This window comes from Roseivirga sp. AWQ4_251, assembly GCF_056158225.1.
This window is the reverse complement of sequence record NZ_JBSWSW010000002.1, coordinates 50,291-65,892: the sequence shown is the minus strand read 5'-3', so window position 1 is coordinate 65,892 and position 15,602 is coordinate 50,291. Positions and strand designations below refer to the sequence as shown.

At 39.7% G+C, this 15,602-nt stretch carries 13 protein-coding genes; 2 read left to right on the top strand and 11 right to left on the bottom strand.

The genetic code is table 11. The annotated features are described in order from the left end of the window. Positions 1 to 41: 41 nt before the first annotated feature. The 9 genes from ACXACJ_RS14285 to ACXACJ_RS14245 all read right to left on the bottom strand — a co-directional run bounded on the left by ACXACJ_RS14285 (position 42) and on the right by ACXACJ_RS14245 (position 11,899). Positions 42 to 1,466, bottom strand: coding sequence for a flotillin family protein (locus ACXACJ_RS14285; protein WP_475135142.1), 1,425 nt, complete (start codon positions 1,464 to 1,466; stop codon positions 42 to 44). A gap of 11 nt (positions 1,467 to 1,477) precedes the next feature. Then, positions 1,478 to 2,056: a hypothetical protein gene (locus tag ACXACJ_RS14280; protein WP_475135141.1), complete on the bottom strand. Its 579-nt coding sequence runs from the start codon at positions 2,054 to 2,056 to the stop codon at positions 1,478 to 1,480. A gap of 122 nt (positions 2,057 to 2,178) precedes the next feature. Then, positions 2,179 to 2,940, bottom strand: coding sequence for a DUF6503 family protein (locus tag ACXACJ_RS14275; RefSeq protein ID WP_475135140.1), 762 nt, complete (start codon positions 2,938 to 2,940; stop codon positions 2,179 to 2,181). A 173-nt stretch (positions 2,941 to 3,113) separates the two neighbouring features. Next, positions 3,114 to 3,533: a response regulator gene (locus ACXACJ_RS14270; RefSeq protein WP_475135139.1), complete on the bottom strand. Its 420-nt coding sequence runs from the start codon at positions 3,531 to 3,533 to the stop codon at positions 3,114 to 3,116. A 6-nt stretch (positions 3,534 to 3,539) separates the two neighbouring features. Beyond that, positions 3,540 to 5,486, bottom strand: coding sequence for a sensor histidine kinase (locus tag ACXACJ_RS14265; RefSeq protein ID WP_475135138.1), 1,947 nt, complete (start codon positions 5,484 to 5,486; stop codon positions 3,540 to 3,542). 575 nt (positions 5,487 to 6,061) lie between these two features. Next, a complete protein-coding gene (locus ACXACJ_RS14260; RefSeq protein ID WP_475135137.1) occupies positions 6,062 to 8,035 on the bottom strand; it encodes a TonB-dependent receptor in 1,974 nt (657 codons plus the stop codon). A 463-nt stretch (positions 8,036 to 8,498) separates the two neighbouring features. Then, complete coding sequence (locus tag ACXACJ_RS14255) at positions 8,499 to 10,523, bottom strand: copper-translocating P-type ATPase (protein WP_475135136.1); 2,025 nt, start codon at positions 10,521 to 10,523, stop codon at positions 8,499 to 8,501. A 10-nt stretch (positions 10,524 to 10,533) separates the two neighbouring features. Then, positions 10,534 to 11,253 carry a heavy-metal-associated domain-containing protein gene (locus ACXACJ_RS14250; protein WP_475135135.1) on the bottom strand — a complete coding sequence of 240 codons (720 nt, stop codon included), beginning with the start codon at positions 11,251 to 11,253 and terminating at the stop codon, positions 10,534 to 10,536. A gap of 85 nt (positions 11,254 to 11,338) precedes the next feature. After that, positions 11,339 to 11,899: a helix-turn-helix domain-containing protein gene (locus ACXACJ_RS14245; RefSeq protein WP_475135134.1), complete on the bottom strand. Its 561-nt coding sequence runs from the start codon at positions 11,897 to 11,899 to the stop codon at positions 11,339 to 11,341. A 378-nt stretch (positions 11,900 to 12,277) separates the two neighbouring features. Here ACXACJ_RS14245 and ACXACJ_RS14240 point away from each other — a divergent pair, with 378 nt between their 5' ends. Next, positions 12,278 to 12,802, top strand: coding sequence for a hypothetical protein (locus tag ACXACJ_RS14240; RefSeq protein ID WP_475135133.1), 525 nt, complete (start codon positions 12,278 to 12,280; stop codon positions 12,800 to 12,802). A gap of 34 nt (positions 12,803 to 12,836) precedes the next feature. Next, complete coding sequence (locus ACXACJ_RS14235; RefSeq protein ID WP_475135132.1) at positions 12,837 to 13,298, top strand: DUF305 domain-containing protein; 462 nt, start codon at positions 12,837 to 12,839, stop codon at positions 13,296 to 13,298. A 32-nt stretch (positions 13,299 to 13,330) separates the two neighbouring features. Here ACXACJ_RS14235 and ACXACJ_RS14230 read toward each other — a convergent pair whose 3' ends face one another. Further along, positions 13,331 to 13,786 (bottom strand): DUF3347 domain-containing protein, encoded by a 456-nt coding sequence (locus tag ACXACJ_RS14230; RefSeq protein ID WP_475135131.1) that lies wholly within the window; start codon positions 13,784 to 13,786, stop codon positions 13,331 to 13,333. A gap of 51 nt (positions 13,787 to 13,837) precedes the next feature. Then, complete coding sequence (locus ACXACJ_RS14225) at positions 13,838 to 15,601, bottom strand: efflux RND transporter periplasmic adaptor subunit (protein ID WP_475135130.1); 1,764 nt, start codon at positions 15,599 to 15,601, stop codon at positions 13,838 to 13,840. Position 15,602: the final 1 nt, after the last annotated feature.

Genomic DNA, 15,602 nt, shown 5'->3' with positions numbered 1-15,602 from the left:
CAGGCGTAGCACCTGACCTTTCAATTTTGTGTGAATAATGATTACTCAGAATCTTCTTCTTTCTTGCTTTTAACCTCTTCGGCCATTTCTTCAATTTCAGAAGTTGACTTTCCTTGAAGATAGTTTGGAAGCTCCATTCCAGCCATGTTGAACATTTCTTGCAACGGAGGAACGGACTTGTAAAGACCAGAAATGAAATTGGCCGTTGAGCCTTTGCTTTCAGGGCCATTGCCACCATTGTCCCAAACGGTAACCTTATCGATTTTGATGTTTTTAATCGCTTCAGTTTGAAGTTTAACCAGTTCAGGCAATTTGTCCGCAACAAGCAAGAGAACGGCATCTTTTGAGTTGTCTCCCGCAGCTTTTACGATTTGCTCCAAACCTTGGGCTTGCTTGGTCAATACCTCATAAATACCTCTCGCTTCAGCTTGCTTCATGTAAAGGATTGCATCAGCCTCACCTTTTGCGCGTCTTCTGATTCTTTCCGCTTCCGCTTCCGCGGCAATTTCTACTCGCTCTTTATCGATTTGCGCTGGGATTACGATATCCGCAGTTTGGCTGGATTTATCTCTTTCGGCTCTGGCGTTTTCAGCGTGTTGTTCCGCAGCGTAGGCTTCTTCCAAAGCTTTGGCCGACTGTACTTTTTCAGCGGCTGTAGCAATTTTCAAAGCTTCGGCTTCTTTCTCTTTTCTAAGCGCATCGGACTGAGCCACTTTGATTTTCGCTAAGTTTTCCCCTTCTACCGCGCTTGCATCGGCATCGGCCACTTTTACCCTTTGATCTTGGTGTGCGTTTGCTTCACCAATAGATCCATCTCTATTCTTTTCTGCAACGCTTCTTCTTGCATCGTTAATCGCCTTTGCAGCAGCTTCTTTACCCAAAGCTTCGATATAACCCAACTCGTCCTTAATGTCGGTAACGTTTACGTTGATCAATTTCAAACCGATTTTCTTCAATTCAGCTTCTACATTTGAAGCAACATTGGCCAAGAATTTATCGCGGTTGCTGTTGATTTCTTCAATGTCCATAGTGGCAACTACCAAACGCAACTGACCAAAAATGATGTCTTTAGCCAAATCGTGAATGTTTTGCTGAGAAAGTCCTAAAAGGCGTTCGGCTGCATTGGTCATAATGCCTTCTTCCGTAGAAATACCAACGGTAAATCTTGAAGGAACATCCACACGAATATTCTGGCGGCTCAAGGCATTTGTAAGATTCACTTCAATAGAAATTGGAGTAAGGTCTAGGAAGGAATAGTCTTGAATAACAGGAATAATGAAGGCAGCTCCACCGTGAATACATTTGGCAGAACGGCCTGCGCCAGAACCTTTGTCGGATCCAACTTTACCGTAAACAACCAAAATTCGGTCGGATGGACATCTTTTGTACCTTCTGAAGATGCCCACGAGCAAAATGAAAACAAAGACTGCCGCTGCGGCAATAATGATAATAAAAGATTCACTCATAGGGTTAAAAGTTATTTTTTAGAAACTAAAAGTATATTGTTGTTCACCACATCTTTTACGGTAATTACTGACCCCATTAGAAGGTCGTCATCATCGTCAGTAATGGCTTCAAGCTCGCGTAACGAACCTTGAACGGTAATAAGCACTTTACCAATGTTGCCACGGTTGGCTTGAATTCTTAAATAAACCTCTCCAATTCCACCCTTCGCGTTGTTAATGTTCAGGGTTCCGCTGTCGGTAAGCTTGCTGAAAAAATAGAAGAGCGCGGCCATAATACTCATCATCATAAGTCCGGCAAAAGTGGAAATGATTAAGGTAGTTGTAGTGCTATAGCCAGAATCTAAAGCGGCAATTCCTGCCCAAGAAAATAGGGTAAAGAAGCCGATAAAGTTCTTAATGGTGAAAAATTGAAAACCGATGCCGCCATCGTGTTCTACATCGAAATCGGCATCACCATCTACTTCCATTTCGCCCCCAATAAAGGTGAGCACCATTTGAATGAGAAAGATGATTGAAAAGGGAATGGCGATCCCCCAATATATTTGGTGGATGGTATCGAGACCTGCCCACCATTCTGATAGGTTAGACATATGAAAAGTTTATACTGCTGAAAGTATAACTTTTGGCGATATAATTCTGACTAAAAGTTAAGGTGGTCGAAAATTCAGGGTGAAAGGTTTTTGGGCAAGTTGAAGCGCCTAAAGAATGAGGCTTAATGCCAAGTGATTTTCACGTCTTCATTGATGATTTCAGAAAGCACTTCAAGTTGGTTTGCTTTGTATAGTTCATCGATCTGCATAAAGTCAATATCTTCTGAAGCAGGTTTGTAGTTTATGTAATCTTGAATTAGCATGCCATTTACCCTTCTTGGGTTTATAGCTTCGCGAAAACGAATGCCACCTTCATCGGTATGATAGAGGTAAGCGAGGTAATCCATGCTGTAGTCTTCTTTATCGAACCAATAGAGAAATACATCGTCAAAATCTTCTCCGCCTCCTTGTTGCTCAAAACTCACTTTTACTTCTAAATAGGTTTTCCTGTTAATCTCGGTTTCTCCTAAAAATTCTTTGTTTACGGCAGGGTCATTGAGGCCAAAAGGTAAGCGGAAAAAGTAAATCACTGAATTTACAGAACGTGTATAAGCGGCTCTTTTCTCCTCTGTAATTTGTGCAGTGTCACCGTTTATTAATCTCACCAATCCATTGTTGTTCATTTCGTCATATACCAATTGGCCCAAGCTATCGGTTTGGGTTCGGGAATAGGTGTACATGCCTTTTTGGTTGGAATAGGTGTAGTCCATGTCTCTGAACGTTAAGCTGAAATCGGCATTGTTTAGCTTCTCCATTCCATGAAATGCAATACTGTTATCAACAATTTGTTGAACTCTAGTTTTGGTTTCAGTTTTAGCTTTTTCTTTTTGAGCAGAACAGCCCATAAAAGCCAATAAGGTGAGCAGAACTATTGTGTAGCGCATAATTTATGGTTTGGTTGGTAATGGCTCAATTTAGTATAAAGTTCGAAAAGAGCTTTTCTTCTTTCTATTAAGGTAAAGCAAATGACATTTTGAGGAGGACAGTTATAAAAAAGGTCATCTCAAATCGCATTTTTTTATGGCAAATATTAAAATGACCTTTGGTGAGTAGAGGCCTATTGTTCTGCTGTTTCGAAATATTCTGCTAAAATTTCATCCATCATTTCGAAGGTGAGTGGTTTGTTTTTAAAGCCAGAAACTTCTTCGAATGAAGCTGCTCTTCTTTTGTCGTCAGGATTCAGCGAAGTGGTTAACATCACCAATACAACTTTGGCTTTTTCGGCTTCACTTAGCTTGTGGTATTCTTCCAGAAAATCCCAGCCATCCATTACGGGCATGTTAATGTCCAAAAAGATGATATCTGGTTGGGGCAGTTGCCCGTCTTCTTCTGTTCTCAGGAATTCCAATGCCTCACGGCCGTTTAATACGGTGACCACTTTTTCTACACAACCTGATTTCTTTAAAATTCTTTCGTGAAGAAAATTGGTGGCGTAATCGTCATCAATTAATAGGACACAGTCTAGCTTTTTTGCCATGTGTTGTTATTCTAAATGTTTTGATATGGTGAAATAAAATGTGCTGCCCTCATTCAGGGTAGAGTCTACCCAAATCTCGCCTCCATGCAAATGCACAATTTTTTCGCAGTGGGCCAAGCCTATTCCGGTGCCTTCATAATCTTTATGATTATTGAGCCTTTGGAATATGGCGAACGCATCTCGTTTATTTTTTTCTGAAATGCCAATACCATTGTCAGAAACAAAGAACTTCCAGAAGTCGCTCATTTCTTCCACTCCAATATGAATTTCAGGTATGGTATCTTTTCTTCGGAATTTGATAGCATTGCTAACCAAGTTTTGGAATAGCAATCGGATTTCCGTGTGGTAAGCAGGCAGGGTTGGCATAAAATCTCTGGTGATTTTGGCTTTCGCCTTCATTACGCTTCCGGCCAAATCATCTTCTACATGCTTAAGCACCTTGTTCAAATCAACTTTGTTAAGCTCTTTACCGCCTCCAATTCTAGAATAATCCAAAAGCCCTTTGATAAGATTGCTCATGCGATCTGTCGCATCGAGAACAAAGTTGAGACAAGTCACGGCTTCTTCGTTGAGCGATTCTTTATGGTCTTCCTGCAAAATCTGAATCATACTGGTTACCGTGCGAAGGGGTTCTTGTAAATCGTGGGAAGCAATATATGTGAACTGCTCAATTTCTTTAGTTTTCAACTTTAAGTTCTCGTATTGAGAAGAAAGTAAAGTCAGTTTGGTGATGTCTTGGCGAATAGATAAGTATTGATAAATCTTTCCATTCTCGTTTTTGAACGGGATTATCGCGGTGTGTACCCAAAAATAGCTTCCGTCTTTGGCTTTATTTTTAATACCGCCCATCCAGACTTTTCCGATGCTGATTTGATTCCAAAGGTCTCGGAAGAATTCTTTGGAATGATAGCTTGAATTGAGAATACTGTGTGTTTTGCCAATAAGTTCTTCACGGCTCATTTTAGAGATTTCGCAGAACTTATCGTTTACATAGGTGATTTCTCCTTGCGGATTGGTTACGTCAATCAAAGAACTTTCGTCAAGCGCATACTTGAACTGAGACATTTCTTGGTTAGAACTTTGTAAAAACACCTCAAGCCTTTCTTTCTCTTTGTCCGTATTGTTGAATTTGGCACCTGTGATAAACACCACGCTTAGGGCCGCTACAACCGCCATTACCGTGTAGAAGGTCATGGCAAAGTTGATTTCCGTCTTTTGAACATTTACTACATACAAAAAGAAGAAGCCAAAAATGACAATCATTATAAAGTTGTAAGGCGCAATAATTCGGATAAGCCTACTCCCCGCATTAGAACCAAAAAGTAAATCTAATGTAGATCGGGTCGCATTTTTGAGTGATAGAGCACCCGCCAAAATGAGAAATAAAACACCCGCATGAATGGTCATGGTGTTGAAGATATTGCTGTCTGCATGGCCTGGAATTTCCAAAACAAATGCTATAATGGCCACCATGGCAATACAAATAATAGTAAATAAGATGTATTGAGTAAATCGTTTAATCCAGTTGAGTTGTGCATTGACGCCAAGTAAAGAAACTCCAAAAAGCAAGAAACACAGATCGGTAGCAAAGGACATTCTTCCAGGGTGTGAATCTGAATAATGGTCTTGTACGATTAAATGATCCAGATGGAAGTCAAGATTCAGGATATGCTCAAAAAGTGTTGTGACACCTACTAGAATGATAAATATGAAAATTATATGAATGCCAATTTTCGATGGATGCTTCTTTTGATCGGTAAGCCTTACTCCCCATCCACAAATGAGTAGCAGCAAGGCCGTATTAAATTTCATGGCTGGGCTGTTCGGCATCACATCCAAAATTCCTTTTAAATCAAAAAGCCAAGCCAAGAGTATGATCAGGCTAAGCGCCATGGCTACCCAAGTACTGATGTTGGAGGCTCTTTCAATTTTTGCGTAGGGAATTCTCGGCATTTTCTACAAATACATAATTTAAATGTGCTTCAAACACACAGTTAACCCATAAATAGTTTTTGAAGTTGATGATGAGCGACACGAGTTCAAGCTCAATCTATCTTATAATGGTCTATTCCATTTGAATGATTTTTTCACTAGTGATTACATGCCTTATCATGTAAAATCATCCTTTTATTGAGGAATAGATCAGAGGAGGTTTTGGTTATTACTGATTTTGATGGATTTTTCAATTTTACCCATTTTCCAGTTTTGCAAATATAAACAATAAACTTATAAAGAAACTCTGCTATAAGTTTATTGTTCATAAAAGTGTATATAAGTGGCGTTTTTTTTATTTCAAAACTCAGTTTCAGTTATTAAGGGTATGCTCATTCCCCTGACCCTAAATTCAAAATTAATCCTGCGTTTAAGATAAAACCTTCTAGAGGAGCCCAAATATCTAATTCATTTGGAGATAGGTTGTTTTTTAGGTTAATAACTTCAAACCTAGATTGACGGGTGTCTGTAAAGTTTTCAAAATTGGCATAAAGGCTAATTGTGTCGAATTTTCGTAGAACCATTAACCCCGCAATCTAGTAGTGTTTGGTGCTGGTTAAGTCGTTTCTTAGTTGGCTACTTTTGTAGTAAGCTTCTAAGCCAACTCTCCATTTACCTTCTTCTTCATAAACCAAAACAGCTCCTATATTATGCTTTGGAGTCAAAGGCTTTTGAGTTTCGTTGGTTTCATATTTTAATTGGGCATTGATGAAGGCGTAGTTCAAAAAGAATTTAAAGTCCTTATAGGTTAATTTTAAGTTCGATTCTGTTCCCTTGCTTATTACGGGAGCGTTGGCGTTCACAAATGAGTATGTAGTGGCCGAGCTATTATTTAGCAACAATGAATTATTAATTCTTGTATAGAAGAAAAGCTGGTTTAAACTGAAAGTCCATTCCTTGCCTAAGGCGGTTTTATAATTGATATCAAAATTCCCTCCATATGATTTTTCCGCTTTCAAGTCGGAAAGATTCGGAGTTTTGAGCCCATAGAATGATTTTCGTTCCGTCTCTTCAGTGAAAATAGTTGGTAGCTTATATCCTAATCCGCCCCCAATTCTATATGTGAGCTGCTGATTTTGCTTTATCATCAATGAAATTCGAGGTAGAGCAAACCATCCATAGTTTTTACTATAATCGAATCTTATCCCACTTTCTAAAAAGAAAGCTTTGCTCAAGTTTTGAGTTTGCTGAGCAAATAATCCTATGGTATTCTGGCTATAATCTCTGTTTTCTGACGGGTTATTTTCGTCAAATTTGTCTGTATAGAAGTTTGCTCCTAAGGTCCAATTATGTTCTTCTGAACCAAAGGAATAAGAAGTTTCACTAAAAGAAGCCCATTGTTGGCCCTTAAATGAATAGTCGTTTTGGTAGATTTTTCTACCGTAGTTTAAAAGGCTGTTTTTGATCTTGAATATTCCTTTCTCAGTATTTTGAGTATAGCCTAATTGATAGGATAAACGTGTAGAGAAATTCTTTTGGAGAAATTGTGATTCATTTCCGTGATTATCTTCAATAGCATTTAAATTTCCTCCCAGTCTATCTTCAAATGTACCGTTCAATGCAATTCTAAGTTCACTTTGAGTATTTGGGTAATAGAAAAAAGTAGGGTTAAAAGTTAGGCTTCTGGTGTCAGGTAAATCAGAAAAATCATCATCATTTACATCGTAAGGTTTTTGCTTATGCACAGAAGCAAAAAGGCTCATCCCGAATTTTTCACTTCTTTTAGCGTAGAAGGAATTAATAGTTTTTGCATTTCCAGTAGTTTGATCGAGCATGAGTTTGAACTTGGCCTTCTCTTCCGGGCGAATGCTAACAAGATTTACAAGACCAGCGATGGCTCCAGCCCCATAGAGAGTCGAATTACTTCCCTTTATAACCTCTACTTGTTGCAGATCTAACGGAGGGATTTGCATAATGCTTAATCCGCCAGAAAAGCCACCGTAAAGAGGGAATCCATCCTTTAAAAGTTGGGTGTACCTGCCGTCTAATCCTTGTATTCGTATACTTTGGTTAGCCGAACTTGGCGATGTGATTTGCATCTGAATACCCGTGCTTTCTCGCAAAAGCATGGCAATATTTGCCGATTTCATTACTGATTTTTCTTCCAATTCTTCGGAACCTAAGAATTCGATTCGTGTGGGTACGTCTTCAATATTCCGCGAAGAACGTGTTGAAGTAACAATTACTTCTTCCATTTCTTCTGTTGAAGGAGTAAGTCTAACCACAATTTCTCCCTCTGTTTCAAAAGGCCAATTAAACGTAAGGGTTTTGCTGTCGTAACCGACAAATGAAAATTGAATGGTTACGGATTCTCCTTCTTTATATGGGATATTAACAATGCCTGAAGAATCTGCAATGCCTCCATTCTTTGCACTAACATATGCAGTTGCTCCAACTAATGGTTCGGAAGTATGGTGGTCGATTATTTTAAAATGAAAACTTTTCTGCCCTAGGCATACCATATGAATCATGGTAGCCAAAACCGTTATAAATATAGATTTGGTACTCATTGGAAAATGAAAATTTGTAATGGAATTTGATTTTGAAAACCTGAGAAGAATTGGCTTAACTAGATCATTTGGTTTCTGTCCCAAGCTTTGAAAGGTGATTCTAAATCAAATTTTTGGGGGTTGCCATATTTCAAAATCAGCCTTCCATTTCATAGCTTGATTACCCCAAGAGTAATGCTCATGAAAAACTTTGTTAATGAATAGGCCGGGATCGGAGATGAATACTGGGAGTTTACAGCAAGGGCAAGTACAACCCTCTTCGCAACAACATGTATCCTCATTTTGGTTTGCTTGGAGAACTGTTTGCTCATTACCCACACCTTGAACCTGATGCACAATAGCTTCTGCACAAGGCTGGTATATTGTCGAGATTAAGAGGTAGATAAGAAGCATGGCGTGATTGCGCATGGCCTAAAGTTAGCCAAAAATGACTTTTAAAGGAGCCTTAAATGAGAATCATTAATTAACTCAAAGTCTTTTTTAAAAGTTGGGCATTAATTGCACAAACCACAGTACTCAAACTCATTAAGGCAGCACCAACAGCGGGAGAAATCATGATGCCTTGGTTATAAAGTACCCCTGCAGCTAGCGGAATTGCCACAACATTGTAAGCTGTTGCCCAAACTAAATTCTGAATCATTTTTTTGTAGGTAGAGCGGCCAAACCTAATAAGTCGGATGATGTCTTTTGGGCTGCTTTCTGTTAAAATAATATCGGCAGTTTCTGCGGCTACATCGGTTCCTGAGCCTATCGCAATGCCCACATCGGCTTTGGCCAATGCAGGGGCATCGTTTACGCCATCACCAGTCATGGCAACGAATTGACCTTTGTCTTGGAGTTCTTTAATGATGTCAGATTTTTTATCAGGTAGCACCTCGCTATAATAGCCATCCAATGAGAGTTCATCGGCCACAGCTTTGGCCGTCTGCTCATTATCACCCGTAGCCATACAAGCTTTAATGCCGTCATTCTGAAGCTGTTCAACGGCTTCTTTACTTTCTTCGCGAACGGTATCGGCTAAGCTGATATAGCCTATTAAATTTTTCTCTTTGAGAATGAAAACTACCGTTTCGGCATTTTCGCCCATGGCTTCTTTTGGGATTTTATTGCCAGAATTTTCTAGTGCTTTTGGGCTAAGAATCTGATAATCGTTTCCATCTATTTTGGCTTGAACACCTTTCCCTTTCTCTGATTTGAAATCCTTGATTTTAGGAAGTTCTAACTCCTTTTCTTTAGCCTTTTTCACGATGCCTTTCGCAATAGGGTGTTCTGATTCTTGCTCAATAGCAGCGGCTATGGATAGTAGTTCTTCTTCGGAAAGGTTCTTTTCTTCAAGAGTAATTTTAACCACTTCAAACTCTCCTTTGGTCAAGGTTCCCGTTTTGTCGAACACTATGGCCGAGATTTTTCGTGCATTCTCAAAGGCAGTTCGGTTTCTAATCAATAAGCCATTTTTAGCTGAATAGGTCGTGCTTATGGCAGAAACCAAGGGAACGGCTAAACCTAAAGCATGGGGGCAGGTGATGATCATTACGGTAACCATTCTTTCCAATGAAAAATTGAAGTCTTGCCCACCTAAAAAATACCAATAAAGAAAAGTAATGAGACCCGCAGAAATGGCAACATAAGCCAAAATTCCTGCGGCTTTATTGGCTAAGTTTTGTGTTTTGGACTTCGTTTGTTGGGCGTCCTTTACCATTTTGATCACTTTGTTCAGGTAACTATCGTCACCAGCGGTGCTCACTTCGATTTTTAAAGAACCATCCAAATTAATGGCTCCACCAATCACCTTATCGCCTTTACTTTTATTGGCAGGAGTACTTTCTCCTGTTAAAGCACTCTCGTCCAATTCACTTTCACCTTCTGTGATTTTTCCGTCTGCGGGAATTTTTTCACCAGGTTTCACAAGAATTATATCGCCTTTATTGATTTCGCTGATCTTAATGTCTTTAGTTCCATTCTCGCTCACCAAATGTGCTTCTGAGGGCATAAGTTCTGCCAGTTTTTGCAAGGCACTGCTAGCTCCCATTACAGATTTCATTTCAATCCAATGGCCGAGCAACATAATGTCTATTAGGGTGACCAACTCCCAATAGAACACTTTCCCTGATAAACCAAAAACCACGGCCGTACTATAAGCCCAAGCCACAGTAATGGCAATGGCAATCAGAGTCATCATGCCTGGACCGCCTTCTGAAAGCTCATCTTTCAAGCCCTTGAGAAAAGGCCAGCCACCATAGAAAAAGACAAAAGTTGAAAGTGCTGCTGAAATGTAATCCATGCCCGCGAATTCAAATTCGAGCCCCAGAAAACCTTGAATCATTGGCGAAAAAGCCAAGACGGGTGCAGTCAATATGAGGCAGATGTAAAACCGAGTTTTGAAATCTTTAATCATATTGCCATGATCGTGTCCCTCGTGGTGGTGGTCATGGTTTTTATGCTGGCTATGTTCGTGCTTTTTGGAATGTTGGTGGTGAGCGTGATCCATGTTTTGAATTTTATAAGGTTAACATAACTATGGCCATAAGTACCATAGAGACATCCTCGATAATGGTAACTTTACTCATGGGTAGGTTGAACACATCACCCAGACAGGCGCACTTGATTTTTCGCTTGTCCAGATTACTTTTAACTACACCAATGGTACTTATTCCTAACACCAAAACTGTGGCAATGTTGGTGGCTAGGGGATTCCAATGAACCAAGTATGCGATTCCTAAGGCCAATTCTACAAATGGATAGATGTAACCCCAGAATTTCCAGTTGGCAGCTACGATGTCGTACATCTTGTATGAACTCGCGAAACCATTTAAGTTCAACAACTTGAAGAATGAGAAGACAATGAAAAAGCCTGCCATAAAATAGCGCATCCATAACATGAAGGAAAAGCTGCTGAAGCCTTGGGCAAGCCCGCTTACTCCGGCAATAAAAGCGACAATCAGTAAAAGTGGTTTGTAAACTTGAAAAAAGGATTGGTTCTGCTCAGGCTCTTCTTGAAGTTTCGGTTTTGAGTCTTCTTGTATTGTATATTTTCCTTTGGCGCTAAGAGTATTTTGAAGCTTTTCAAGCGAAATATGTGAGCTCATATTGAGCTTTGTTCTTCCGCTTTTTAAGTCTATTTCTGCGCTTTTGATTTCCGGCAGGGCCTCTAACGTGTTTTTTACTTTGGCTTTGCAGCCCTCGCAGGTCATGCCTGTAATTGTGTAATCATGTTCCATTTTCTTGTTTTTTGTAAAACAAAGTTCAGCAATGGAACACTTTTGAATGTTACAATAAATCGGAACCTAATTATGGTTTTTCGGACTAAATGTGGTCTAACGGTTTTCGTTGACCGATTTTTTTGAACTGCGAAGGCGTCATACCAGTGGTGTTTTTGAATTGGGCAGAAAGGTATTGTGCGCTATTATATTCCAGCTGAAAAGCAATTTCCGAAAGACTGAGCTGATCATAAACCAAGAGTTCTTTGGCTCTTTCTATTTTTTGAAGCGTAATGAACTGGCCAATGGTTTTACCCTCTAAACTTGAAAAGAGGTCGTTAAGGTAAGAATAGTCAAAACCTAGTTGATGAGCTATGAAGGAAGAATAGTTTTCGTTTTCAGATTTTTTGTTGGTTTTATGATGAACTTCAGCAATGATTAGCGCTTTGATCTGTTCAACTCTGGAAGATTTTTCATCATCCAACAATTCAAAACCGAGTTTTAGAAGTTCATTAGCCAACTGTGTTTTTTGAGCTTCGGAAAGGTTTACTGTAGTTTCCACTTCTCCTAAGCCAACCGACTTTACTTCAATTTCAAGCTCATCAAAAAGAGTTTGTACAGCATTAATACAGCGGTTGCAAACCATATGTTTGATTCGGAGTTTCATGGAATTAAAATTAATGAAAATTAAGGTAGGTATCACTGAAAATTAGAGGTCGAAAAAAGGATCCGTATCTCTTTTCCATAATTGGTTCACTTGAAAAGTTGGGAGCATAATTCATTAGGTATTTGATTGTTAATTCTGAGATATGGTTCTAAAAAGCATTCGTTCGGTGAATGGTGATGTTGCTCATTATCCACACAACTGTTGAATATGAGAGAAAAGCTCAACTTAAATTGTTCTCTAAATCATCTATGAGGGATTTTGGCCTTTGGCACTGTTTTATTGTCGCTTTAAGCGAAATCAAAGTAAAGCATAACCAATCTTCATATGTCAGCCCATAATAATTCCCAATTAAGTTTTTGGTCAATTTCAAAGTTTAAAGTGTTAATACTGGCGCCTCTTTGTGGAATCCTGTTTTCTTGTGGAGGTGATAATCGCAAAGCTGAACTCCAAACACCAGAAGAGGTGAAAGCTGCTCAGAAGGAAATTCCAGACATAGTTGACACTTCTTTTAAAGATGGAATGACTGGAAAAATGTGGCACAATTACTTGAATATTAGCGAAGCTTTGGTTTACGCAGATGATAAAGAAGTAAGGAAAGTAGCTAGTGAAATGGCTGAATCATTTCAAGAAAAGCAACCTGAAATGAAGGTTTTAGCAGAGAAAATGGCAAGGTCGAAATCACTAGACGAACAGAAACACCTTTTCTATGAATACAGCCAGCTTTTAGATTCCTTTTTGCCCAATTCCCTGTCCGAAGGTAAAATTTACAAGCTATACTGTCCTATGGCATTTAATAATGAAGGGGCTTTTTGGTTTTCTGAAACCAAAAAAGTAAAGAATCCTTATTTCGGTCAGCAAATGTTGAGTTGTGGCGAAGTAGATGACATAATTGCCGCAGAGTAAATATTCTTCAAAAAAAACCTTAATCAAAAAAGATATGAAAATAGGAAGTTACACCAAATTCGGTCTAATGATGATCGTATCGTTCATTGTGATGTATGCGGTAATGTTCTTAAATGTGGATCAGCTCGATCATATTATGCTTAGTTACACACGTACCTACATGACACTCCTAATGGTGGCCCCAATGGCTATAAGCATGATGCTTTTCATGTGGGGCATGTATGAAAATAAAAAGCTAAACAAAATAATAATGGCTAGTGCAGCAGGAATATTTGTGGTTTCGTTAATGTTGCTTAGAACCCAAACTCCGATTCGCGATATTGAATATATGAAGGCTATGATTCCCCATCATTCCTCAGCAATTATGGTAAGCCAAAAGGCTACTTTTGAAGACCCAGAAACGGAACAATTAGCGAAAGAGATTTTGGAAGCTCAAAAACGCGAAATTGCTCAAATGAAGAAAATCATATATAGACTGGAACATGAAAATAAATAAGGGGCCGCTTATACAGCAGCCCCATGCTTGAGTTATTGTTGAATTACTTCTTGCACGCTTCCGCAGTGCAACATTCTATCTCCGAAATAAGGATTGTTCACTTCATTTTCTGCGGCCAGCCAGTAGGCTCCTTTGTTGTTGAAGGCCATAGGGCAATATTGTTTGTACAAAACGGTTTCTGTGCCTTCTGCTTTCACAATGCTATACATTGCGATTGACAGGTTTTCGAAAGCCTTTCTTTGGGCTTCTACATCAGTTGAAGCGGCAATGGTTTGCAAGTCAATTTTTAGCTTTTCGTTTTTATTGACTTTCAGGAATTTGCTGGCCTCAGTTTGTGCTTTTGACGCATCTGTAGCCACTAAAGCATCTTTCAGCGCCAGATAATTCTCTACTACGTTCACTTCTTCTGTTGTGCTAGAATTTTCGGTTTTGCTGCCGCAGGCCATTACTGTAACAGCCAATGCGAATAGTATAATTACCTTTTTCATGATCAATTTTATTTGCGTGTTGGTTATGGTTAAATTTTAATTTTCGATTTTTTATTTTCCTTCAATTACGGTTTCTACACTTCCGCAATGGAGCATAGCATCTCCAAAATATGGGTTGATGATTTCTTCTTCCATGCTAATCCAAGTGGCTCCTTTGTCGTTGTTTGCCATAGGGCAGAATTGTACATATAGCGGTTGGGAAATACTTGTTCCGAAAGACTCTACTGCGTTGATTAGGGCTTTGGAAAGGTTGATGAATTGAAGTCTTTGTTCGTCTCGGTTTTGGTTCGAAACCATGCTTTTTAAGCTCGTTTCCATCGGTTTCAATATTGCCATCCAATGCATGTGAGCCTCTCCTTTGGCAAGTGCCATGTCGACTTTGCTAAGTGCAGCTTCCACTTCTTTTGCTGCGGGAGTTATGGTCTCAGCGCTACCTTCAACCATTTTATCCTTCAGCTTTATATAAGTCATTGAAAGCTCTTCTAATTGTTTTTTGAAGGCTTGCTGAACCATTTGTTTGTAGTCTTTTACTTCTGGTAATTCAACTTCTTCAAAAGAAGGAGCTTCAGGATTGCTGACCATTTTGGGCTGGTTCATCATGCTGATTTTTCCTTTCAGCTGAGCTTCAGAATCAATGGTGAAAGCTCCGTTGGTTACGACTTCGTCACCAACTGCTAAACCTTCTGAAATTTCATACTGATTGCCAACTGAGGTTCCAAGTGTTACTTCTTGAAGCTTGAAATAATTGCCGCTTTCATCATTCACTTTCGTGTAAACTACAGAGCGTTTTCCTGTCCAGAGCACAGCCGATTTAGGAACCGTGATTACCTCATTTTGTCCAGTGAGCTGCACCTTACCTTTGATGAACATATCAGGTTTTAATAAACCTTTGCGGTTGTCAATGTTAGCTCGAACCTCAATGATTCTGCGATTGGCATTAACGGTTGGCTCGATAAAAGCCACTTTACCGTTGAAATTTTGATTGGGTAGGGCAGAAGAGGTGAATAGTATTTCCTGACCGACTTTAAGTCCATTTAGGTCTTTCTCATAAACCTCGAAAACAGCCCAAACTTTTGATAGGTCTGTGATTTCCAACAGCACTCCACCTTCTTTCAAATGGTCGCCCGTATTCACCATTTTTTTAGTGATTACGCCATCATAATCTGAAAGCAAATCGAAATTGCGCAGAGGCTTGCTGAAGTTTTCGATCTCGTGAATTTGTTCCATGGAAAGCTTCCAGTGGTGAAGTTTCTTGTGGGCCGCATCGAGCAAAATCGGGTTGGTCGATTCCATTTTCTTGGCTTCAATCAATTCTTCTTGTGCAGTTACCAATTCGGGAGAATAGAGCGAGGCAATTTTATCGCCCTTATGCACAATTTCCCCTTCAAAGTTTTTATAAAGCTTCTCAATTCTGGCTGCGAAATGAGTGGTCTGCATGTTTACTTCGCGCTCATCCGGCATGATTTTTCCATTCAGCGTTAGGGCAGAACTGGCACTTTCTTTACCCACAATAGTCGTTTGAATATTAGCCAGCTGCATCGCTGCATTCGACATTTTTAGAATCTGCGGATCGTTGTCATCGCCTTCTGTTACCGGAATCAAATCCATGCCGCAGAAAGGACAGGCTCCCGGCTCAGGTTGACGCACTTGAGGGTGCATGGAGCAGGTCCAAAGGCCGGTGGCGGAATCAACCTCGTGCTCATGTTGAGCGAGCGAAGTTTCTTCTTTTCCACCGCCAAAAAGCAATGCGCCCAAACCTAGCCCTACAATCAGGGTAATGGCAATGGTGAGCAATAATGATTTATTGGCTTTCATT

Bases quoted from the DNA above. Each gene is read 5' to 3' on its own strand.
- ACXACJ_RS14250 (WP_475135135.1), bottom strand. From the start codon at position 11,253: ATGGAACATGATTACACAATTACAGGCATGACCTGCGAGGGCTGCAAA.
- ACXACJ_RS14265 (WP_475135138.1), bottom strand. From the start codon at position 5,486: ATGCCGAGAATTCCCTACGCAAAAATTGAAAGAGCCTCCAACATCAGT.
- ACXACJ_RS14230 (WP_475135131.1), bottom strand. From the start codon at position 13,786: ATGAAAAAGGTAATTATACTATTCGCATTGGCTGTTACAGTAATGGCC.
- ACXACJ_RS14225 (WP_475135130.1), bottom strand. From the start codon at position 15,601: ATGAAAGCCAATAAATCATTATTGCTCACCATTGCCATTACCCTGATT.
- ACXACJ_RS14275 (WP_475135140.1), bottom strand. From the start codon at position 2,940: ATGCGCTACACAATAGTTCTGCTCACCTTATTGGCTTTTATGGGCTGT.
- ACXACJ_RS14245 (WP_475135134.1), bottom strand. From the start codon at position 11,899: ATGAAACTCCGAATCAAACATATGGTTTGCAACCGCTGTATTAATGCT.
- ACXACJ_RS14270 (WP_475135139.1), bottom strand. From the start codon at position 3,533: ATGGCAAAAAAGCTAGACTGTGTCCTATTAATTGATGACGATTACGCC.
- ACXACJ_RS14255 (WP_475135136.1), bottom strand. From the start codon at position 10,523: ATGGATCACGCTCACCACCAACATTCCAAAAAGCACGAACATAGCCAG.
- ACXACJ_RS14260 (WP_475135137.1), bottom strand. From the start codon at position 8,035: ATGAGTACCAAATCTATATTTATAACGGTTTTGGCTACCATGATTCAT.
- ACXACJ_RS14280 (WP_475135141.1), bottom strand. From the start codon at position 2,056: ATGTCTAACCTATCAGAATGGTGGGCAGGTCTCGATACCATCCACCAA.
- ACXACJ_RS14285 (WP_475135142.1), bottom strand. From the start codon at position 1,466: ATGAGTGAATCTTTTATTATCATTATTGCCGCAGCGGCAGTCTTTGTT.
- ACXACJ_RS14235 (WP_475135132.1), top strand. From the start codon at position 12,837: ATGAAAATAGGAAGTTACACCAAATTCGGTCTAATGATGATCGTATCG.